Origin of the sequence: Gloeobacter kilaueensis JS1 (assembly GCF_000484535.1) — a bacterium.
Classification (GTDB): domain Bacteria; phylum Cyanobacteriota; class Cyanobacteriia; order Gloeobacterales; family Gloeobacteraceae; genus Gloeobacter; species Gloeobacter kilaueensis.
Genome location: NC_022600.1, coordinates 1005619 through 1026653, shown reverse-complemented (window position 1 = coordinate 1026653; position 21035 = coordinate 1005619). Strand labels below are relative to the sequence as shown.

Below are 21035 nucleotides of genomic sequence, written 5' to 3'. Positions count from 1 at the left end.
CGGTCAGTCGATCGTACAGCTGAAGGAAAGAAGGCGAATCAGCTTCAAGGCTGTGATCGCCAGGCCATCGCTGCCATGCGTGCCCGAGAAGCTGCCAGATCTGCCGCCTTGGGTTCGCTCTGCTGCCAGGAGGGACGCCCGGCAAGCCGCCGGGACCACTGCTGCAACCGTGGATATTCGTCGAGGAGCACGCCCACCCCTGGCACCCTGGGGACGATTGTTCCTGCGACCACTTCGGCGAGAGTGAGCTGTTCACCGGCAAAGTACGCCTTTTCACCCAGCAATTGCTCGAAGAAAGCGAGAACCGTACCGATGCGCTGTCGGGCCTGGTGGGCGGCAGCGTCTTCGATGTTTGCACCCATCAAGTGGCGGACGAGCAGACCGTAGGGCGGCACCAGTTCGTTGATCGTTACCAGTTCCACCATCCGCACGGTCGCCACCTGGGCCGGGTCGGTGGGAAGCAAGGGGGGCGAGGGGTATTTTGCCTCCAGGTAGTCGAGGATGGCCAGCGACTCCAGCACGCGCAGCCCGCCATCGACGAGCACAGGAATGTGGTGAAACGGGTTGAGTGCCAGGTAGTCCGGCTGGAACTGGTCGCCGTCGAGGCGCATCTCGACCAGTTCAAAGGGCAGGGCTTTTTCTAACAGCGCAATCCAGATGCGTCGGGAATTGAACGAGACGGGCAGATGGTAGAGCTTGATCACAGCTGTCCCCTTGCAGGCCAACCGGATTGTACGCTGCCTGTCTACCAGCAGCGCCCTGGGGCAGGAACTTCCCGTCTAAGATGATTAAACGCGGATACGAGTTTTAGCGCTATGACCCATCCTTTTCTCGAATTGCTGCGCCAGCGGATCGTCGTCTTCGACGGAGCGATGGGAACGTCTATTCAAAAGATGGGACTGAGCGCGGAGGACTTCGGCGGAGCCCAGCTCGAAGGCTGCAACGAATATCTGGTGATCTCCAAACCCGAGGCGATCGAGCAGATCCACGCGAGCTACCTGGAGGCGGGGGCGGATGTGATCGAGACCGATACCTTCGGCTGCAGCACGATCGTGCTGGCCGAGTACGGTCTGGCAGATAGAGCTTATGAGCTGGCTTTTCAGGCAGCGCAACTGGCCCGCCGGGTGGCAGACCGCTACTCGACGCCCGACAAACCCCGCTTTGTCGCCGGTTCGATTGGCCCCGGCACCCGGATTGCGACGCTGGGGCAGACCGACTACGACGCCCTCAAGGCGGCCTACCTCGACAATGTGCGCGGCCTGGTGGACGGCGGGGCGGACGTGTTGATGGTCGAGACCTGCCAGGATCTGTTGCAGATCAAGGCGGTGCTCGCCGACATCGCCCTCGTCTTCGAGCAAAAAGGGATTCGCCTGCCGGTGATCACCTCGCTCACGATCGAGCAACAGGGCACGATGCTGGTTGGCTCCGACATCTCCGCAGCCCTCGGAGCCCTGCTGCCGTACCCGATCGATGTGCTGGGCCTCAACTGCGCCACTGGTCCGGATTTGATGTCCGAGCACCTGCGCTACCTGGCCCACAACTCGCCCTTTGCGATCTCGGTGATTCCAAACGCCGGTCTGCCGGAGAACGTCGGCGGCCACGCCCACTACCATCTCACCCCCGAAGAGATGGTGAGCCACGTGCGCCGCTTCGTAGACGAACTGGGGATCAACATTGTCGGCGGTTGCTGCGGTACTACCCCCGAGCACATCCGAGCCCTCGCCCAGGCAGTCGAGGGTGTCAAGCCCCGCGAGCGCCAGGTGCAGGTCGTTCCCCAGGTCGCCTCGCTCTACAATCCGGTGCCTCTAAGCATAGACCCGGCTCCGCTGCTGGTGGGCGAGCGCTTGAACGCCAACGGTTCTAAAAAATTTCGCGAGTTGCTGCTCGTCGAAGATTGGGATGGCATCGTCGGCATGGCCCGCGAGCAGGAGCGCGAGGGAGCGCACATCCTCGATGTCTGCGTCGATTATGTGGGCCGCGACGGCGTGCGCGACATGAACGAAACCGTCGCCCGGCTCAAGACCCAGGCCACCGTGCCCCTGATGATCGATTCGACCGAGATCCCGGTCATCCACACCGCCCTCAAGCAACTGGGGGGCCGGGCGATCGTCAACTCGATCAACCTCGAAGACGGCGAGGTGCGGATGCAGAAGCTGCTGCCGCTGTGTCACGAATTTGGGGCGGCGGTGGTGGCGCTCACGATCGATGAGACCGAAGGGATGGCCCGCACGGCGGCGCGCAAGCTGGCGGTGGCCCGGCGCATCCACGATCTGGCGGTCTACAAGTACGGCCTCAAGAGCGAAGATCTGATCTTCGACCCGCTCACCTTCACCCTCGGCTCCGGCGACGCCGATTCGAGGCGGCTCGGGATCGAAACCCTCGAAGGCATTCGCCTCATCAAAGAACAACTGCCCGGCACCCGGACGATCCTGGGATTGTCGAACATCTCCTTTGGTCTCAACCCGGCGGCCCGCCAGGTGCTCAACTCGGTCTACCTCTACTACGCAGTCCAGAACGGCCTCGACATGGCGATTGTCCATGCGAGCAAGATTTTGCCCCTCAACCGCATCGAGCCGGAGGAGCGCGAACTGCACCGCAAGCTCATCTTCGACGAGCACGACGCGGGCGATCCGCTCCAGAACCTGCTCGCCTTTTATGCAAGACAAGAAGGCGGCGGCAAGACGCGCAAGCAGCCCACGATCGATGCGAGCGCGCCGGTAGAGGAGCGGCTGAAGCGGCGGATTATCGACGGCAACCGGGTCGGCCTCGACAAGGATCTGGCCGAAGCGCTCAAAACCCACCCGCCCCTTACGATCATCAACGTCCATCTATTGGACGGGATGCGGGTGGTGGGTGAACTCTTCGGCAGCGGCCAGATGCAGTTGCCCTTCGTGCTGCAGTCGGCGGAGACGATGAAGGCTGCCGTCGGCTACCTTGAGCCCTTCATGGAAAAGTCCGAAGGCTCCACCCGTGGCACGGTCGTGATCGCGACGGTCAAGGGCGACGTTCACGATATCGGCAAGAATCTCGTAGACATCATTCTTTCAAATAACGGCTACCGCGTGATCAACCTCGGTATCCGCCAGCCGGTCGAAAACATCATCGCCGCCTATCAGGAGCACCACGCCGACTGCATCGCGATGAGCGGCCTGCTGGTCAAATCCACCGGCTTTATGAAAGAAAACCTCGAAGTCTTCAACGAGCGGGAGATCACCGCTCCTGTCATCCTGGGCGGAGCGGCCCTCACCCGCCGCTTCGTGGAGGTGGATTGCCAGAACGTCTACCGGGGCAAGGTCGTCTATGGCCGGGATGCCTTTGCGGACCTGTACTTTCTCGACGCCCTGGTGGAGGCCAAAAGCCGGAGCGCCTGGAAGGATATCGAGGGCTTCGTCGATGGCTTTGTTCCGACGAGCGACGACCTCAAGCGCCTGGTAGCTGGTTCTGAAGCGGCAGCAGTATCCCGCCCGGCTGCTACTTTCCGTTCCACCGACGCTCTGGCTGAACCCGAGGCTATTTCTCCCATCGTCCGCTCTGCCGTTGCCCGCGAGGTGCCCCGCCCGGTGCCGCCCTTCTGGGGCGTGCGTCTTCTGGGGCCAGAGGATCTAGACCTGGCCGATATCTTCCGTTACCTCGACCTCAACGCCCTTTTTGCCGGTCAGTGGAACTATCGCAAAGCCCCTGACCAGAGCCGTTCCGAGTACGAGGCAAAGCGCGACGCCGAGATGGGGCCGGTGCTCGAACGCTTGAAAGCAGAAGTAACCGAGAACAAACTCCTGCACCCGCAGATTGCCTACGGCTACTTCCCCTGCCAGGCCGAAGGCAACACCGTGCAGATCTACTCCTTCGAGTCCTTCGAGCAGTACCGCGCCAGCGGCAACCCCGAGCACCTGGCGGTGCGCACCCGGCTGCACTTTCCCCGCCAAAAAGGCCAGGATCACCTCTGTATCGCCGATTACTTCGCCGATGTTACAAGCGGTCAGCTCGACGTGATTGGCCTGCAGGCTGTCACTGTCGGTCACATCGCCACCGAGTACGGCCAGCAACTATTCAAGGCTGACCGCTACAGCGATTACCTCTACTACTACGGTCTGTCGGTCCAGACCGCCGAAGCGCTCGCCGACTGGACCCACACCCGCATCCGTCATGAGCTGGCCATCGCGGGCAAAGATGCCCCCGACCTGCGCAGACTCATCGCCGGTGGCTACCAGGGAGCGCGCTTCTCCTACGGCTATCCCGCCTGTCCCAACCTGGCCGAACAGGCAATCTTGCTGGAGCTGGTCCACGCCGATGCCATCGACCTCACGATGGACGAGAGCCACCAGCTCTTCCCAGAGCAGTCCACCACCGCCATCGTCTGCCACCATCCTGAGGCTCGTTACTTCGGGGTGTGAGAAGCGTTGAACGCTGGAAGACGGCTCTGTAGCTGGCATCGAATTTCTAAATGCTAAAAAGCAGTTCTCATCTATTGCCCTGCCGGGGCAGCAATAGAACCCGATCGTCTTGCACCCTCACCGCTAGCAGAGCAAGGGATTGCTTCGCCGGACCTTTGAGCAGACGGCCCTCCGGGTCGAAGCGGGAGCTGTGGCAGGGACAGCTGAAGATCTGGGACTCGCTGTTCCAGGGGACGACGCAGCCCTGGTGCGGACAGACGGCGCTGATCGCGTAATCGGCGAGGCGGCAATCATTGCTCACCAGATAGACGGGTGAACCTTCTCCAGGTCGCCCATTTTGAACCAGAACCCGCTTCAGTGCTTCAGAGCAGGGGCTTCCTGCCAGCAACTTATGGACCCTGATCTCGTTGCCCTGGTTGTCGCGGGCGACGTTGCCAATTGGAGCGGCGCACTGTCTGGCGGGCGGTGAAAAGAAGCGGGCCAACGGGTAGAGGGCAGCCAGGGTAGTCGAGGCAATCGCACCGCCGGTCAGGCTAGTGAGCAGTTGGCGGCGGCTGGCGGCAGAAAGCTCGGGCATGACAGGTTCTCCAACTACAGTGGCCTGGAGCGAACGACGATCCTGGGAAAATCGAATCGGCTGTACTACTTAAAAGTTAGCTCGGCAGTGCTCGCAATACAATGCGACAGTGTCCATTCTCAAAAAGCTCCAGCTTGAGCGGAGGATTAGAATGGGGAGCATCTGGGCACGCCTGCCAGGAGTGGCTGATGTCAGCTTCCGCAATTGCAGAAAATACCTGGCTGCAAGCTAGCTGGGCTACTTTTATTGACCTCGCGAATAATCCAGCCTACACGCACGCCAGGTTCTACTATCACGATGGATGGATGCGGGTCGAAATGGCTCCGGTTGGTCGTTCCCATGCCCAGGACAATAGTCTGATTGCTGCCATCGTCCTTGCCTGGGCCATCCGTTCCGGGCAACGCCTGTGGGGATTGGTCAATCCGACATTGCGTAAAGCAGAACTGGCCGAAGCCCAGCCGGACCTGGCCTATTACCTGAACGAGGTGCGGCTGCCTGGGCGCACCAATGCCCCCCTTGACCTCGCTGTCTACGCTCCTCCCGATCTGGTGATCGAAGTATCTGCCTCGACTCTGAACGACGATCTTGAGACGAAGCGTCGCCTGTACGCCCAGATGGGAGTGGGTGAATACTGGGTTGTCGATAGCAGATCGTCCCAGGTGACGATTTTTGTGTCCCAACTGAGTACTCAGAGTCAGCGGTCCCAGGTACTGCCCGATCTAGACACATTGGTATTGCACCAGGCTCTGCAGATTGGACAGGCGGAAGGTGATGCGGCGGCGGCGCAGTACATCCTGGGCGCGAAACTTGAAGGGTAGCTTTTCGCGCGAACCTCCTGAAAACGCAACACTGAAGCGCGAATATGCCAGGATCGGGCAAGGGTTACGGAATAGACGAAGATAGATGGGTTCGCTAGTCGGCTGGACCGCTGAAGCCTTCGGTGCGCTCAGGCACAACCTGCACTGGATGGGCTGGAACTTGTTTCTGGCGGTGGTGCCGCTGGCCTTGAGCGTCTGGCTTTTTAGGCCGCACCGACCGCGCACGTTTTTTTGGTGGCTGGTAGCCTGCATCTGGCTCGCATTCTTGCCGAACGCGCCCTACGTGCTCACCGACATCATTCATCTCATCGATGAGACGCGGGACGGCCACTACTCCGCCTGGGTGATCGGTCTGGTGCTCATCCCCGAGTACATCGTATTTATCCTCTCGGGCTTTCTGGCCTACGTCGTCTCACTCATCTACCTGGGCCGCTACCTCAAATCTTTGCAACTGAAGCGCTGGGTGCTGCCGGTAGAACTGACCCTCCACGCGCTGAGTGCGGTGGGCGTCTATCTTGGCCGCTTTGTCCGGCTCAACAGTTGGGATATCGTGACTGGTCTGCGCGGTGTGGTCGCTGAACTGCTGGAAGTACTGGCGGCGAAGCAGCCGCTGCTGGTGATCGCTATCACTTTTGCGATTATTACCACGCTCTACTATGCGCTGAAGGTTATCTGCCTGGCACTTTATTCTTACTGGCAAAGAAGCGATCTGGACGTTCCTGGTTTGACCGCGAGGACTGAAAAGTAAGCGGAATAGTACTACTGGGCGGCTTCGGAGCCGATGGCCCGGCGGGGAAATTGCTGGAGCACACGGCTCAGGAACTGACCGGTGTATGATTCGGGCACGGCGGCGACCGCTTCGGGGGTACCGGCGGCGACAATTTGCCCGCCCTTGCGGCCCCCCTCCGGACCCAGATCGATGATCCAGTCGCAGACGCGCAGGATGTCGAGGTTGTGCTCGATCACCACGACCGTGTTGCCCGTCTCGACCAGCGCCTGGAGCACGTCGAGCAACTTGTGTACGTCGTAGAACGATAGGCCGGTGCTCGGCTCGTCGAGCAGATAGAGCGTCTTACCGGTCGAACGGCGCGACAGTTCGGTGGCGAGTTTGATGCGCTGGGCCTCGCCTCCCGAGAGAGTGGGAGCGGGCTGGCCGAGGCGGATGTAATCGAGGCCCACCTGCTGGAGGGTGATGAGCTTATTGATCGCTTTTGGGATGTTCTCGAAGAACTGGCAGGCTTCTTCGACGGTCATCTCAAGCACGTCTGAAATCGTCTTGTTCTTGTATTTGACCTGGAGCGTCTCGCGGTTGTAGCGCTTGCCCTTGCAGACATCGCACTGGACGTAGACATCGGGCAAAAAATTCATGGCGATTACGTTGACGCCCTCGCCCTTGCACGCCTCGCAGCGGCCCCCCTTGACGTTGAAGGAGAAGCGGCCCGGTTCGTAGCCCCGCGCCTTCGCCTCGACGGTCATCGAGAACACTTCGCGCACGGCGTCGAAGGCACCGGTGTAGGTGGCCGGGTTGGAGCGCGGCGTGCGACCGATGGGCGACTGGTCGATGACGATCACTTTGTCGAGGTTTTCGATCCCTGTGACCGATTCGACGCCGGTGGGCCGGGGACTGGTGCGTCCGAGGTGGTGCTTGAGGTAGGGGTAGAGAATTTCGTTAATCAGCGTCGATTTGCCGGAGCCGGAGACACCGGTGATACAGACGAACTTGCCCAGAGGAATATCGACATCGACCGCCTGCAGGTTGTTGCGCGTCGCCCCCCGGATGGCGAGGGCGAGGCCGTTGCCCGCACGGCGGATAGCCGGTGTCTCGATACGCCGCCGTCCGCCCAGGTACGCGCCCGTAATCGACGCGGGGCTTGCGATAATGTCCTCGACCGTGCCCTGGGCCACCACCTGGCCGCCGTGGACCCCCGCACCGGGGCCAATGTCGATCAGGTAGTCGGCGGCGCGCATCGTGTCCTCGTCGTGCTCGACCACCAGGAGCGTGTTGTCGAGGGCGCGCAGGCGAAAAAGGGTGCGCAGCAATCGCTCGTTGTCGCGCTGGTGGAGGCCAATCGAAGGTTCGTCGAGCACGTAGAGCACACCTGTGAGGCCGGAACCGATCTGGGTCGCAAGCCGGATGCGCTGGGCTTCGCCCCCCGAGAGCGTCGTCGCCGAGCGATCGAGGGTGAGGTATTCGAGGCCGACATCGACCAGAAATTGCAGGCGGGCGCGGATCTCGCGCAGGACCTCGTGGGCGATGCGCGCCTGGCGCTCGCTCAAAGCCAGGCCGTCGAGCATCGCGAGGCAGGCGTCGATCGGCACCGTGACAAAATCGAGGATCGAATGGCCCGACACCTTGACGGCGGTGACCTGGGGCTTGAGGCGGGTGCCCTGGCACTCCGGGCAGGGCTGGGAGACGATGTACTGTTCGAGCTTTTGCTTGACCCGATCGGAGGTGGCCTCGGCGAGGCGGCGCTTGAGGCCGGGGATCACCCCCTCGAACTTAGTGAAGTAGCCACGGGTGCCGTTGTAGAACGATTCGGCATCGACAAACAGCCGCTCTGCACTTCCTTGCAAGATCGTCTGCTGCTGGGTACGGGTGAGCATCTGCCAGGGGGCGGCGGGCGAGAAGCCCAGTTGCTTGCCGAGACTTTTGAGCAATTCGCCGTAGTAGGGATTGTTCGAGTCGGCCCAGGGCAGGATCGCCTCCGCCACCGGCTTGCTCGGGTCTGGTACCACCAGCTCGGTTGCAAATTCTTGAATCGCCCCCAGGCCATGACAGCTCGGGCAGGCACCGTAGGGCGAATTGAAGGAGAACATGCGCGGTGAAAGTTCTTCCATCACCGAGCCGTGGATCGGACAGGCATAGTTGGCCGAAAAGACCATCTCGATGCCGACTTCGCTCTCGCTGTCGTGCAACTGGTGTTTGAGGGCAATCTGCCTGAGCCGTTCGCCCTCCTCCTCGTCGCGGGGCAAAAGCTCGACTACGACCGTCCCCTCCGCCCGCTCCAGCGCCGTCGCAAGCGAATCGGCGAGCCGCTCCTCGATGCCTGCCCGGCGTACCAGCCGGTCCACGACGATCTCGACGGTGTGGCTCTGGTTTTTTTCAAGTTCAATCTTTTCGCCCAGCTCCAGAACCCGCCCATCGACCCGCACCCGCACGAATCCCTCCGAAGCGAGGGCAGAGAGCAACTTGGCGTGGGTGCCCTTCTTGCCGCGCACCACCGGCGCTAAAAGCTGAAAGCGCGTTCCTTCCGGCAACTGCTGAATTTGATCGACGATCTGCTCGACGGTCTGGGGTTCGATGGGCCGCCCGCAGATCGGACAGAAGGGCTTGCCCGCCCGCCCGAACAGCAGCCGAAAGTAATCATAAATCTCGGTGACAGTGCCGACGGTCGAGCGCGGGTTGTGCGACGTAGATTTTTGATCGATCGAGATCGCCGGGCTGAGACCATCGATATGATCGACATCCGGCTTGTCGAGCTGGCCTAAAAACTGCCGGGCATAGGCAGATAAAGACTCGACGTAGCGGCGCTGGCCTTCGGCAAAGATTGTGTCAAAGGCGAGGGAGGACTTGCCCGAACCGGAGACGCCGGTGAGCACCACCAGCTGGTTGCGGGGAAGCTTGAGCGAAATGTTCTTCAGGTTGTGCTGGCGGGCACCCTGAACATAGATACAATCCTTGCCGTTGCCCGTGCCGCTCATGTCCGCCCGTCGTGTAACGAAGTCTTCAAAGAGTGTTCACCCATCCTATCTGTCCCAGAGTAAGGATGGCAGAACCGATCTGTTTTGTGGACATATTACCACGGGCTAAAAAATTCAGTCCCCATCTTCCCCATTCCTGTTCCGGTTGCATTTCAGCGCTAGTTTTGAAAAGTGACTTTTTCTCGCCGGTGCAGAATTCATAGCCGATAATCCGTTACCTGTAGCCTGATACGTCCGCTGGTCTACCGGCCTCCTGGACCTCGCTGATGTAGTGAAATGCATCAGGTTGTGAACCATCAAGATTCTGTAAAATTATATATGCTCACCAGTTATCTGCTGGCGAGCGCCTGCCCACTCCAGCGGGCTACGTCCGGCTGGTGGTGCCCATTGCCACTGTTGTCTGCCGGTCACCGTCTACCGAGTAGTTAAGCCCAAGCTATAGCTCTGAGGTCGTTTATCCAGAGGTGGCGTTGTCCTCAGTGAGGCATTGTCAAGTTGAAGGAGTACTCATTCAGGACAGGGTTCTGGCACTGTAGAACGATGAGCAGACCTAACTCCCCCTACTGCAGCCACCGCCACCCTGCCGAGGTCATCTCCCATTCTAGGCTGCCTGGAAGGCGAGCATATTCTAATTGTATTTCTGCTCTCCCTCGGCTAGCGTGATGTCAAGGAGATAATAGCAGCGCAGACGGCCTCACTATGCTTACAGTGTCCTACCTCACTCTTCTCTAGCGACAGCGCCATTCTGGAGTCAAAAGTTCAGTTGTCTGCTGTGACAAGATTGGCTCGTAGAATCAGTGTTGCAGCAGGAGCAGGAGCGTGCCGATTGACCACGACCGACTGTTCAAAGAATTGCTTTCCACCTTCTTTGTCGAATTCATCGACCTGTTTTTTCCTGACCTTGCGGCCCTGCTCGACCGCTACTCGTTTGTCTTCCTGGACAAAGAGCTGTTCACCGACGTTACCGCTGGCGAGCAGTTCGTAGCCGATCTCGTTGTCAAAGCTCGCCTGCAAGGACAGGAGTCCTACTTTTTAATTCACATCGAAAACCAGTCCGAAGCCCAGGCGCACTTCAGCTACCGCATCTTCCGCTATTTTGCCCGGCTCTACGAAAAGTACCAGTTGCCTGTCTACCCGATTGCCGTCTTCTCCTTCGATGCCCCAGCAAAAGCCCAACCGACGTTCCACCGCGTCGAGGTTGCAGGCTTGAGGGTGCTGGAGTTTCACTACCGGGTGGTTCAGCTCAATCGCCTGAACTGGCGCGACTATGTGCGTCAGCCCAACCCGGTAGCCGGAGCACTGATGGCAAAGATGAACATTGCTCCTGCTGAGCGGGTGCAGGTGAAGCTGGAGTGTTTGCGCTTGATTGCTAGCCTGAGGCTGGACCGGGCGCGGATGCAACTGATATCGGGCTTCGTGGATACGTACCTGCGTCTGAGTGGCGAGGAAGAAGCGCGTTTTGGGGAGGCGCTTGCTAGGATTGCCCCAAAGGAGCAGGAGCAGGTGATGGAGATTGTCACCAGTTGGTCAGAAAAAGGCCGCCAGGAAGGCCGCCAGGAAGGCCGCCAGGAAGGCCGCCAGGAAGGCCGCCAGGAAGGCCGCCAGGAAGGCCGCCAGCAGGAGGCTCTGGCAATTGTGCTGCGTCAGTTGGGTCGCCGCGTGGGGAGGCTGGGTGAGCAGACCCGGCAACGGGTGGAGCAACTGTCAGTGGATCAACTGGAAGAGCTGGGCGAAGCGTTGCTCGATTTTGTAGGGGTGGCTGACCTCGAGGTCTGGCTTTCTCGGCACAGCCATTCGTAGCCATTCGGCGGATTCATTCCTGATCAAAAAAATCTTCTGCCCAGGCGAAGTCAGCGCCGGCAGCACGGGCAGCCTGCCGGTCCTCCGGCTTATCCCCAACATAGAGAACACCCCCAGCGGCAGCCTCGCTGAAGTTTTGAGCCAGCTCCAGCAGCATTCCTGGATTGGGCTTGCGCCGGGCCAGCGCATCGGGACTGCGGTATTCCTTGCGCCGGGCTTGAGGATGGGCAAAGCAGACGGCAACCGGCAGATCGCAGGGCAGCTCCAGCGCTTCCAGCACCAGGCCCAGCTTGCGGTAAAAGGCTGCCTGGGTGATAAAGCCCAGCCCAACGCCTCCCTGGTTGGTGGCAATCCCGAGTTGATGGTCCTCGGCGCGCAACTGCGCAAGCAACGCGCGTCGGTTCGGCAGAACCTGCCAGCGGTGGTACTGCCGGTCGGGCCGCTCCATGTAAGAAGTGATGAGCGTGCCATCGAGGTCGAAGAGGATCAGCATGGACGGGCGCTGCTGGAACAGGATCTGGAAGATCCGAGCGATGGGATTCGAACCCATACTGGAAGGAGTTTAAGTCCTTTCAATATTTTTTGAAACCTTTGCTGTGAGCAGTTTTGCGGGATCGTTTTTTGATTGGGTCAAATTCGGGACCAAGCGACAGCGCCATTCTGGAGTCAAATGTCTGCTGTGGCAAGATTGGCTCGTAGAATCAGTGGAAGCAGGAGCAGGAGCGTGCCGATTGACCATGACCGACTCACTTTTCGAGCGGCTGTGGCAACACGGTATCCCTCATGCACCCCAGAGTGTCACCGAGCTTCCACCGAAAACGACGTGCTGGCGCAGAGAGTGTGTGAAAAGGCTGTATAACATCCTCTGCTCTGGCGCGCTCACGCTGTCAAGAGCAGCGCGATGCTCGGCTGAAAGCACAACGTCCAGCGCGGCGATGTTATCGGCCACCTGTTCGAGCCGGCTCACGCCCATCAGGGTGGATGTGATCCCTGGTCTACCGTTTACCCAGGACAGTGCGACACGGGCGGGGCTGTACCCCGCTTCGTCCGCCACCCGGCGCAAAACCTCCACAATTTTCCAGTTGCGATCGGTGAATAACGAATCTCCGAACGGATTGGCTCCGTCCAACCGCTTGTCGCTGTCGGGGCGCACTTCGTCTTTTGTGGCTGCCTCACTGGGCAATCCCCCCGTTCTCGTGCCCGCAGCTTCGACGGCGGCCCGGTCGTATTTACCGGTCAACAACCCGTAGGCGAGGGGGCTCCAGGGCAAGATGCCCAAGCCGAATTCCGCCGCCAACGGCACATGCTCCTCCTCGATGTCGCGGTTTATCAGCGAGTAAAAATACTGCAAGGCGATCGGCCCAGGCAGGCCGCGCACGGCGGCGAGCGTCGCCAGACTGGCAACGTACCAAGCCGGGCAGTTCGAAACACCCCAGTACCGAATTTTTCCCGAACGCACCAGTGCCGCCATCGTCTCCAGCAACTCCTCTGCCGGGGTGACAGAATCCCACACATGCACCCAAAACAGGTCAACGTAGTCGGTCTGGAGCCGCCCCAGCGATCCGGCCAGTGCCGAGTAGATGTGCTTTGCGCCATTTCCACCGGTATGAGGACCCTGCCCCACAGCAAAACCAGCCTTGGTTGCAAGCACGACCCGATCGCGCAGACCGCGCTCGGCGACAAATCTGCCCACCATCTCCTCACAACGACCGCTTGAGTACACATCGGCTGTGTCGATGAAGTTCCCGCCTGCGTCCACGTAGGCGTCGAACACGGCGCGCGAGATATCCTCGCCCGAGCCCCAGCGAGCGGTGCCAAAGGTCATTGTTCCCAGGGCAAGAGGGCTGACAACAAGTCCAGAACGCCCAAGGGTGCGGTAGTCGGTGAGGCCCATAATTAGATTTTCCTAGTGACTGATAGTAAAATCATAGTGGCACTTGTCGAAGCGGGCCACTTATTTCATAGTGAGCACTATGAATATCGTCGAACCGACTCCACGGCGAAGGAAAGGACGTCCCTTGTCCTTCGACCGCGAGGTTGCACTGCACCAGGCGATGCTGCTCTTCTGGCGGCATGGCTATGAGGCAACCTCCCTCAACGATCTGACTGCTGTGCTGGGTGTTGCGCCATCGAGCATTTACACGGTATTTGGAGACAAAAAGGGGTTGTTCCTCGAAGCGGTTGCGCACTACCTGTCGGGGCCAGTCACCTCCGAGACGATCATCGAGCAAGCGGCGACGGCGCGCGACGCTGCCTGGGGACTCATGCAGGCAGCGGCCATTGGCTTTACAGGTGCAGAAACTCCACCAGGCTGTCTGCTGGCCAGTGCGGCCATCAGTTGCTCGCCTGCCGCAAGCGAAGTGCAGGAAGAACTGGCCGCCATTCGCCGTGGCATCGAAGCGCGCCTGCGCGAGAAGATTGCCCGGTCGCTTGAGGCTGAGGCGATCGCTCGCGATATCGACGCAGATGCCCTGGCAGCGCACACGATGGCGGTTATCCAGGGCATGTCTACCCTGGCGCGCGATGGGGCGTCGCGCGAAAAGCTGCTGCGTTTGGCCGCAACCGCGATGCGTTCGTGGCCAGAGTTCTCGCTCCCGGTCACACAACAACCCTTGTGACCAGGCCACCGTCAAATCAGGGAGGCTGTTAATTTCCGGGGGTAGATCAGATTCTACAGCTCAGTAGTGCTAGAAAAACGTTCTACCAGAAAACCTAAGAAGGTCTCTATCCTCGGTGATAGGTACCGCCGACTTGCATAGACTGCCCAGAGGGACGCAGTTGATCCGATGTGGCCGAGATCCAGCATCTCCAATCGCTGGCTAGTAAGATCATCTTTGATCAACCACTCTGGTAAAAGTGCCAACCCGATGCCGGCTGAGGCCGCTTGATACTCCATGATGGTGTTGTTGGTGCGGAGTGAGACTGCCAGTTTAACCATCTCCCGTCTATCGGAGCTATCAAAGAACAGTTGATCGGCAAACTGCGAATAGTAATAGCTGATGCCTGTATGCTTCGCCAGTTCATCAAGATTTTTGGGTCGTCCATTTCTCTGGAAATAGTCTGGTGAGCCGACCAACATAAATTGAATAGGGCAAATGCGTCGTGTGGGCAGTGAAGATCTAAGGTCATCATGCGAAACACGTAACGCCAGATCAAACCCCTCTTCCGCTAAGTTCACTATCCGATCATTCAAATTCAGATCTAATAAAACATCTGGATATTGGGAGCGGTACTCTGCCAGGATTTTGGTAAATAAAGGGTTAGCGAACCAAACTGGGGCGCTGATCTTGAGTGCTCCACGCACGACACCAGTTGATTGCCTCACCTGTGCCTCTACCATTTCCAGGTTATCAAGCATCTCCCGGCAGTGTTCGTAATAGATTGTTCCTGCCTCGGTCAGGCTTAAGTGTCGGCTGGTTCGATTCAGCAAGCGTGTGCCAAGGTTTCGCTCCAGGTGCATCACATGCTTACTGACCATGGCTGTGGATAAGTTGAGCCGCTCAGCAGCTGCCACAAAACTTCCCAATTCCACTACCTGACGTAATACTTTTATGCTCGTTAGTGTGTCCATCTTGATTCTAAAAGTTTCCTGCGCAGAAACCTAGCATCAAGGCACAGCGGACGCAATACTTTTATGCTCATTAGTTTTTCTATCTCGATTCTAAAGTTTCCTACGAAGAAACACAGCATCAACGAAATGCTGCTTGTGCAGCGATGAGGTATCAAGTTATGTTTTCGGCAATACAGCATCAAATATCCAGGCAAGGAGATAGCTGTGACTGAGGTAAAAAAGGCAGTATCCCAGGTTTGCTGAACTCATCTGAAGGGTTTACACATCGAGCGTTTCAGGTACGTTAAATACGAATCTGCAATACTGCCCATGCCTCGACCGGACACGCGGAGAACTTGAATGTCAGAGAGCAACGATCTCACGGCGATTGAACGCTTTATCATCTTCGAGCAACTCAACCTGCATCAGCGATATATCGACAAGGGATGGGGGCGCGAGCAGGCCGCTTTCTATAACCGCCTTTACTGGCCTGAGGCCAGGTTCTACGTCAACGATCTGCGCACTTCGACCTTCGAGGGTCCTGACGGCATGAAGCAGATGTTCGACTACGCGCACAGCGTCTTCCCGCTGGACAAGTGGTTCCACTCTATGGGCCCGTTCGAAATTTCTGGCTCGGGTAATCGGGCCGAAGCGCACTGGCGATGGACAGTGTCCTGGCGAGCCGAGCACGTCGGAACTGTGTCCACTGGTACTTACGACGACATCTTTGAGCGCCGCGATGGCATCTGGAAGTGCCTGGAGCGCACCTCCAGGACCGATCCCAATTGGCCGACAGACCTGTTCCAGCAATTTGTCGATGCGGCGGACACCACTTTTAAAGCGTCCTGACGTCAAACTTTTGTAGGTAAGTTTCACCTACCAGTTTCCGCATAACAACATAGTTACGGGATTATTTGCTGTTAGAAGGAGACACCCATGAGTGAAGAATTCAAGAGCCTGCTCCAGACATATCAACGCGGCCTGAATGAGGCCAAGCTTGACCTCATTCGGAGCGCCTTTACAGACGATGCGATGGTCATTGGCCAGGCGTTCCCCACGACTACCGGCATCGAGGCGATCCTCGCGCTCTACACCGACTTCTTCTCGAAGCTCGACTTCAACGTTCAGTTCAACCTGCTGGAGCAAGAGGTGAGCGGCGATCTCGGTTACATTCGCACCCACTCTAACGGCACTATCACGCCCAAAGGACAGAAGACGGCGGACGGCGAGAGCAACCGCGAAATCTTCGTCCTCAAGAGGATTCAGGGCACCTGGAAGTTCCACCGTTACATCTTTAATGTTGAAGTTGCCGAAGAGCGCTGAGCCAGACGCTATAGCAAACGGCGGGGAGGTAGTCCTAGCTTAGGCCATTTAATCCACGTTCCTAAGCAGTACCACTTCACCGCTTTCTTCTGATGGGAATTACCTGTGGTAAGTACAGCCGACGCTCGCATAGTTGTTCGGGATACGGCTTCTCTGGCTGAGGCGGTTCAGCATACACACGTCGTTATCGAGGTAGCTGGTCGCCTCCATAACCTGGAGAGATTTCCGCTTCTTGAAGGCTCAAGTTTGGTGGGGATAACTTCTGATGCCGAGTTGGCTTTCAAGCCTGATTCAGATGGAGTATCGCTCACAGCAAATAACACACTTCAGAATCTAACCCTCCGATCTGATCCGAGCCGACTGGCGCTCAGTCTGGAACCAACAACGAGCGCACTAAGGCAACTCAAGTTGCAGCATCTTGTCGTCTACGGTCGGCTTCACCTGGAATCTAGCACCGCGATGACGGCAGACCTGATGCTTAATGATATTCAAGTCCACGATGGCGACAGTACCTCAGACCTGCATCGTCCATCTGGTTACGGCGTAGAGGTCGTTCCCGGTTGCTTGACCATCTACAATCGCTGCACCAATCCCCAAAGTCGCTGGACACTTCGCGCCGAAAATCTTTCAGGGGGAACTCAAGATAGACCTTTGAGGGGCAGTGGCATCTTTATTTTTGGCGGCATGACTGTTCCTGCAGATGCTGACCCTCAAGGTGGACCAGCACCCACCTCCCCTGGCGGCACGATTGACCTTAAGCTGTTGACTACGGGTGAAATCCATACCAATGGCAATATTCCGCCCGGTGTCAGCAATCTCATCTCAGCTGGAGTATTTGTTGGCTCAGGCGTGAAGGCTCAACAAGTGATCAACAACAGTCCTGTAACAACTTATGGGATGAACGACATGGTGCTGGATAACTGGGGCAATGTCCGTCTTTGGCTGGCTAAGCAGTCCGTCGCATCTCATGGGACTAGTGGAATCGGATTCGTGAATTTCGGAAATTTGCAGACTCTAATTGTGCAAGGTGAGCTGACGACCTACGGTGAAGGGGCGCGGGGATTCAATCTATACGATGGAACCCTGGCTTATGCAGAATTCAAAAGCATTACCACTCATGGCAATGGATCGATCGGCATACAGACCAGCAAACCATTTGGCAGCATTCTCGTGCTTGGAGACGTGATCACAAAAGGCGGTAGGGGCAACAGTTTGGTGCGGGGTGCAATCCTACAGCTCGATGCCCACGCCCTGAGCCTCAAACCGGGCACAAGTGGAAAGGAACTCATTGTGGTAGGTCAAGCCCAGGCCCAAAGAGAAGAAATCGCTTCACTGGATTTCACAGCTCCAGCCAGCACGGTTGAATTCATCATGATCGGTAGTGAGCAGTATGTCGATGAATCTTCGACGGAGTAGAAACTCAACTGTCCAGCAGGCTGAGTAAAATGCTTAAGCGCCGGTACTGGTATCACCTACAAGGAAAGTAAGGAGCGGCTACTATGACAGTAACGACAGGGAAGAAATCCCCAGCACCAAACATTGAACCAGGAAAACCCGCACTGAATTGGATTGACGGCGAGTGGATCGATTCAGAAAAGCATACTGATAGCGTCGATCCAGCGACAGGCAATGTGATTGGAACGTATGCAGATGGTGGACGCGACGAGGCATTTCAAGGGATTAATGCTGCGGTGCGGGCGTTTCGGGAATTAGACTGGAAGGAGAATCGGGCACTTCGAGCGCGAGTGCTGAATCAAATTGCCGATCGCTTTGAAGCCAGGAGAGATGAACTGATCGCGATTCTCTCGCTTGAAAACGGCAAAGTCCATAACGAGGCAGCATTTGAAGTAGATATGATTCCCAGCAAATTTCGATACTGGGCATCTGTTGTGCTGACGAATTACGGACGGGCGATGGAAGTCCAACCGGGCCATCTTTCGGTCGTGACTCGATCGGCGATCGGAGTTGCTGGAATCGTCGCACCGTTTAACTCGCCGCTTGTCCTGACTGTGCGTTCTCTCGCACCTGCTCTTGCTGCTGGTGTTACAACCGTTCTTAAACTTCCGGGTAATACAGCACAGATTAACTATCTGTTTAGTAAAACGCTCGCTGAAGCTGCCGATTTACCGAAGGGCGTGATCAATGTCTTCAGTGAAAGCAGAGGCAGAGGTGGATCATCTTTTCTGATGGAGTCAAAGGATGTTCGAGTGATTAGCTTTACAGGAAGCACAAAGACCGGAAAAGCAATTTCGGCGACAGGGGCAGCGACACTCAAGCTATTTCAAACTGAACTCGGTGGTAAGACCCCGATGATTATCTTTGATGATGCTGATCTTGAAGTGGCTGCACCCAAAGTTGAGAAGGCACTGACGACCTTCGCGGGTCAGTTCTGCATGACAGGTTCTCGCTTGCTAGTGCAGCGTGCTGTTGCCGATCGATTTCGCACGCTAATCAGCCAGCGACTGGAGAAGGTCAAAACAGGGCCTGCATCTGATCCGTCCAGCGATATGGGGCCTCTGATCGATAAGTCGAATGTCTCCCGTGTTGACAAGATGGTGGAAGAAGCGATTGCAGCGGGTGCGAAGGTGCTGGTCCGAGGAGGCCCAATTACTGAAGGTCCACTCGCTAGTGGCGCATTCTACCGTCCGACCTTACTTGAAGTCAGCGATCCAAAAATGACGATCGTGCAAGAAGAGGTCTTTGGACCAGTTCTCACCATGCAGATCTTCGATACTGAGGCAGAAGCGGTGCAGCTTGCAAATGATAGTGAGTATGGCCTGGCTGCGAGCATCTGGACGCGGGATATTGACCGTCCACTGCGCGTTGCTCGTGAGATCGATGCAGGCACGATCTGGATCAACGATTGGGCGGTTATTTGGGACGAATTTGAAGAAGGTGGATTCAAGAGTAGCGGCAACGGCAGATTGAATGGTCTGGCGGCTATGGACGAATTTTTAGAGTACAAACACATCGCTTTCAACTCAGGCACGCTCCCTGGTACGGGCATTTCTACTCACTAGTCGAGCTTGAAATCAGCTCGTCTCCTCGGACGGTGCTGGTTATGCGAATAGTCTGACGGTGGTAGAGAGGCACCTTGATCTCCCCGGTAGGCACTGACCCGCAACAGAACGCGCACTACTGAACCAACGGTAACCAAAAACGAATACACCCATGTCAAACAGCAACGTTGAAATCGTGCAGGAACTCCTCAAAGGAGCCACCCAGCCTGAGGTCGTCAATCGGTTTGTCGCCCCTGATGCTACCTACGTATCGCTCACCTTTGATAATCCCGACCTGAAAAAGCTCATGCCCTGGGCGGGTACCCATAAAAATGGTGGTCCAGCCGGCGTCCTCAAAGTTTTCCAAGAACTCAACACCTTTTGGACGATCGAAGACTTGGAGGTGCATGATGCCTTTGGCGAGGGCGAGAACGTAGCGCTCTTCGGCACCTTTACCACCCACTCTGTGAAACTTGACAAGAAGTTTACCTCTCCTTTTGTCTTCTTTGCAAAGGTCAATAATGGCCTGGTCACCTATATGCAGTACATGGAGGATACCTTTGGCACTGGTTCGACCTTCCGCTCAGGTGGTACTTGGAAGTTCCAGAGTAATCCTGTCGGTGGAGAGGTCGAGGTCTAAGGAGATTTCTAAAAAGAGCTTACCGTTTGAAATACTGCCCTTCGGTTCCGCTCAGGGCGCAATCTCTGGCTGAGTGAGTCAAGACGAAGACAGCGGGTAGTTTGTTTTTGATAAATCTCCTGAGCACACCGGTAATCACCAACCACTCACATAGGAGGAGAACATGGAAGGCAAGATTGCGCTCGAAGAACACTTTTCTACAGAGTTGAACAACAGGTACTGGGATGCGAAGGGTGAAGAAGGTCGAAATGGCCGCGCCTATGCTCAGGACATCGAACGTCGCCTGCTCGATCCTGAACTTTGCATTGCCGAGATGGACCGCTCCGGCATCGAGCTTTGCATCATGTCACTCACCTCGCCCGGCGTGCAGGGGGTGATCGAGCCGAAACAAGCCACTGAGCTGGCGCGGTCTGCAAACAACTATGCGCACTCCTTCATTCAGAAATACCCTGGGCGGTTCGCCTCCTTCGCAGCGGTGGCCATGCAGAACCCGGAGGGTGCAGCAGACGAACTGGAGCGGGCTGTGAGCGAACTAGGACTCAAAGGGGCTTTGATCAACGGTTACTCAAACATCGGCCCTGACGAACACGTCCAGTATCTAGACGAGGAGCCAGCACGGGTGTTCTGGGAGCGCGTCTCCCGCCTCAACGTTCCAGTGTACCTGCATCCGCGCGAACCATTGCCCAGTCAGACCCGTGCGATCAAGGGCTACCCCGAATTGGTCGGCTCCGCCTGGGCTTTCGCTTACGAGACCGCCAGCCATGCCATTCGCCTGATGCTGAGTGGGCTCTTCGACGAGTACCCTAATTTGCAAGTGATCCTGGGTCACCTGGGAGAAGGTCTCCCCTTCATGCTGCCGCGCATGCAGCATCGCCTCGACGAGCAGCGCGACGGAGAAAAAGGCTCCAAGGCGAAGCGGCGGGCCAGCTACTACTTTGGCAACAATTTCTGGATTACCACAAGCGGACACTTCCACAGCAAGCCGTTTTTGGAAGCCATTGAGCAGATGGGCGAGGACCGGGTACTGTTCTCTGTGGATTACCCTTATGAGCAGATGGACATGGGTGGGCGTTGGTTCGACGACATGCGGCTTGAGAACGTCACAAAGCTGAAGGTCGGTCGTGAAAATGCGAACAAGCTGTTCTCTTTGAACCTGAGTCCGCTCTCCGAACAGGTAGCGGCTGGCTTTGGCTCTTGATTATGAAGTTGAGCTGAGCACAATGTATCTGTCGCAA

17 protein-coding genes are annotated in these 21035 nt (G+C 57.4%); 11 read left to right on the top strand and 6 right to left on the bottom strand.

The window, feature by feature from the left end:
• Window positions 1–44: 44 nt before the first annotated feature.
• Window positions 45–704 (bottom strand): glutathione S-transferase family protein, encoded by a 660-nt coding sequence (locus tag GKIL_RS04830; RefSeq protein ID WP_023172303.1) that lies wholly within the window; start codon window positions 702–704, stop codon window positions 45–47.
• A 111-nt stretch (window positions 705–815) separates the two neighbouring features.
• Here GKIL_RS04830 and metH point away from each other — a divergent pair, with 111 nt between their 5' ends.
• Window positions 816–4391 carry a methionine synthase gene (gene metH / locus GKIL_RS04825; protein WP_023172302.1) on the top strand — a complete coding sequence of 1192 codons (3576 nt, stop codon included), beginning with the start codon at window positions 816–818 and terminating at the stop codon, window positions 4389–4391.
• 67 nt (window positions 4392–4458) lie between these two features.
• Here the strand turns inward: metH and GKIL_RS04820 are convergent, their stop codons facing one another.
• Window positions 4459–4968: a Rieske 2Fe-2S domain-containing protein gene (locus tag GKIL_RS04820; RefSeq protein ID WP_023172301.1), complete on the bottom strand. Its 510-nt coding sequence runs from the start codon at window positions 4966–4968 to the stop codon at window positions 4459–4461.
• Between the two features lie 101 nt (window positions 4969–5069).
• Here GKIL_RS04820 and GKIL_RS04815 point away from each other — a divergent pair, with 101 nt between their 5' ends.
• The gene (locus GKIL_RS04815) at window positions 5070–5786 is read left to right on the top strand and encodes a Uma2 family endonuclease (RefSeq protein ID WP_338029144.1); all 717 of its coding nucleotides are present in this window, start codon (window positions 5070–5072) and stop codon (window positions 5784–5786) included.
• Window positions 5787–5871: 85 nt separating this feature from the next.
• Window positions 5872–6534: a DUF1361 domain-containing protein gene (locus GKIL_RS04810; protein ID WP_023172299.1), complete on the top strand. Its 663-nt coding sequence runs from the start codon at window positions 5872–5874 to the stop codon at window positions 6532–6534.
• An 11-nt stretch (window positions 6535–6545) separates the two neighbouring features.
• On the opposite strand, the gene uvrA is transcribed toward GKIL_RS04810, so the two are convergent.
• Window positions 6546–9488 carry an excinuclease ABC subunit UvrA gene (uvrA, locus tag GKIL_RS04805; RefSeq protein ID WP_023172298.1) on the bottom strand — a complete coding sequence of 981 codons (2943 nt, stop codon included), beginning with the start codon at window positions 9486–9488 and terminating at the stop codon, window positions 6546–6548.
• Between the two features lie 819 nt (window positions 9489–10307).
• On the opposite strand from uvrA, the gene GKIL_RS04800 reads away from it, so the two are divergent.
• Complete coding sequence (locus GKIL_RS04800) at window positions 10308–11288, top strand: DUF4351 domain-containing protein (RefSeq protein WP_023172297.1); 981 nt, start codon at window positions 10308–10310, stop codon at window positions 11286–11288.
• A 13-nt stretch (window positions 11289–11301) separates the two neighbouring features.
• Here GKIL_RS04800 and GKIL_RS04795 read toward each other — a convergent pair whose 3' ends face one another.
• Together GKIL_RS04795 and GKIL_RS04790 are read right to left on the bottom strand one after the other, a co-directional pair.
• On the bottom strand, window positions 11302–11781 hold the full coding sequence (locus GKIL_RS04795) for an HAD-IIIA family hydrolase (RefSeq protein ID WP_187293891.1): 480 nt from the start codon (window positions 11779–11781) through the stop codon (window positions 11302–11304).
• 288 nt (window positions 11782–12069) lie between these two features.
• On the bottom strand, window positions 12070–13182 hold the full coding sequence (locus GKIL_RS04790; protein ID WP_023172295.1) for an aldo/keto reductase: 1113 nt from the start codon (window positions 13180–13182) through the stop codon (window positions 12070–12072).
• Window positions 13183–13261: 79 nt separating this feature from the next.
• Here GKIL_RS04790 and GKIL_RS04785 point away from each other — a divergent pair, with 79 nt between their 5' ends.
• Window positions 13262–13906 carry a TetR/AcrR family transcriptional regulator gene (locus GKIL_RS04785; protein WP_023172294.1) on the top strand — a complete coding sequence of 215 codons (645 nt, stop codon included), beginning with the start codon at window positions 13262–13264 and terminating at the stop codon, window positions 13904–13906.
• Window positions 13907–13959: 53 nt separating this feature from the next.
• On the opposite strand, the gene GKIL_RS04780 is transcribed toward GKIL_RS04785, so the two are convergent.
• Window positions 13960–14859 (bottom strand): LysR family transcriptional regulator, encoded by a 900-nt coding sequence (locus tag GKIL_RS04780; RefSeq protein WP_023172292.1) that lies wholly within the window; start codon window positions 14857–14859, stop codon window positions 13960–13962.
• Window positions 14860–15198: 339 nt separating this feature from the next.
• Between GKIL_RS04780 and GKIL_RS04775 the strand changes: the two genes are divergently transcribed.
• From GKIL_RS04775 to GKIL_RS04750, 6 genes are all read left to right on the top strand, one after another.
• Window positions 15199–15687 carry a nuclear transport factor 2 family protein gene (locus GKIL_RS04775; RefSeq protein ID WP_023172291.1) on the top strand — a complete coding sequence of 163 codons (489 nt, stop codon included), beginning with the start codon at window positions 15199–15201 and terminating at the stop codon, window positions 15685–15687.
• Between the two features lie 87 nt (window positions 15688–15774).
• The gene (locus GKIL_RS22320; RefSeq protein WP_023172290.1) at window positions 15775–16161 is read left to right on the top strand and encodes a YybH family protein; all 387 of its coding nucleotides are present in this window, start codon (window positions 15775–15777) and stop codon (window positions 16159–16161) included.
• Window positions 16162–16569: 408 nt separating this feature from the next.
• Window positions 16570–17577 carry a hypothetical protein gene (locus tag GKIL_RS24105; RefSeq protein WP_223173804.1) on the top strand — a complete coding sequence of 336 codons (1008 nt, stop codon included), beginning with the start codon at window positions 16570–16572 and terminating at the stop codon, window positions 17575–17577.
• Between the two features lie 83 nt (window positions 17578–17660).
• Window positions 17661–19181 (top strand): aldehyde dehydrogenase family protein, encoded by a 1521-nt coding sequence (locus GKIL_RS04760; protein WP_023172286.1) that lies wholly within the window; start codon window positions 17661–17663, stop codon window positions 19179–19181.
• A gap of 151 nt (window positions 19182–19332) precedes the next feature.
• The gene (locus tag GKIL_RS04755; protein WP_023172285.1) at window positions 19333–19800 is read left to right on the top strand and encodes a nuclear transport factor 2 family protein; all 468 of its coding nucleotides are present in this window, start codon (window positions 19333–19335) and stop codon (window positions 19798–19800) included.
• Window positions 19801–19963: 163 nt separating this feature from the next.
• Window positions 19964–20998, top strand: a complete 1035-nt coding sequence (locus GKIL_RS04750) for an amidohydrolase family protein (protein ID WP_023172284.1) — start codon at window positions 19964–19966, stop codon at window positions 20996–20998.
• Window positions 20999–21035 lie beyond the last annotated feature (37 nt).

What these genes read in the sequence shown, in the direction of transcription:
- metH (WP_023172302.1), top strand. Translation starts at nt 816, where the DNA reads ATGACCCATCCTTTTCTCGAATTGCTGCGCCAGCGGATCGTCGTCTTC.
- GKIL_RS04820 (WP_023172301.1), bottom strand. Translation starts at nt 4,968, where the DNA reads ATGCCCGAGCTTTCTGCCGCCAGCCGCCGCCAACTGCTCACTAGCCTG.
- GKIL_RS04815 (WP_338029144.1), top strand. Translation starts at nt 5,070, where the DNA reads ATGCGACAGTGTCCATTCTCAAAAAGCTCCAGCTTGAGCGGAGGATTA.
- GKIL_RS04810 (WP_023172299.1), top strand. Translation starts at nt 5,872, where the DNA reads ATGGGTTCGCTAGTCGGCTGGACCGCTGAAGCCTTCGGTGCGCTCAGG.
- uvrA (WP_023172298.1), bottom strand. Translation starts at nt 9,488, where the DNA reads ATGAGCGGCACGGGCAACGGCAAGGATTGTATCTATGTTCAGGGTGCC.
- GKIL_RS04795 (WP_187293891.1), bottom strand. Translation starts at nt 11,781, where the DNA reads ATGCTGATCCTCTTCGACCTCGATGGCACGCTCATCACTTCTTACATG.
- GKIL_RS04790 (WP_023172295.1), bottom strand. Translation starts at nt 13,182, where the DNA reads ATGGGCCTCACCGACTACCGCACCCTTGGGCGTTCTGGACTTGTTGTC.
- GKIL_RS04785 (WP_023172294.1), top strand. Translation starts at nt 13,262, where the DNA reads ATGAATATCGTCGAACCGACTCCACGGCGAAGGAAAGGACGTCCCTTG.
- GKIL_RS04780 (WP_023172292.1), bottom strand. Translation starts at nt 14,859, where the DNA reads ATGGACACACTAACGAGCATAAAAGTATTACGTCAGGTAGTGGAATTG.
- GKIL_RS04775 (WP_023172291.1), top strand. Translation starts at nt 15,199, where the DNA reads ATGTCAGAGAGCAACGATCTCACGGCGATTGAACGCTTTATCATCTTC.
- GKIL_RS22320 (WP_023172290.1), top strand. Translation starts at nt 15,775, where the DNA reads ATGAGTGAAGAATTCAAGAGCCTGCTCCAGACATATCAACGCGGCCTG.
- GKIL_RS04760 (WP_023172286.1), top strand. Translation starts at nt 17,661, where the DNA reads ATGACAGTAACGACAGGGAAGAAATCCCCAGCACCAAACATTGAACCA.
- GKIL_RS04755 (WP_023172285.1), top strand. Translation starts at nt 19,333, where the DNA reads ATGTCAAACAGCAACGTTGAAATCGTGCAGGAACTCCTCAAAGGAGCC.
- GKIL_RS04750 (WP_023172284.1), top strand. Translation starts at nt 19,964, where the DNA reads ATGGAAGGCAAGATTGCGCTCGAAGAACACTTTTCTACAGAGTTGAAC.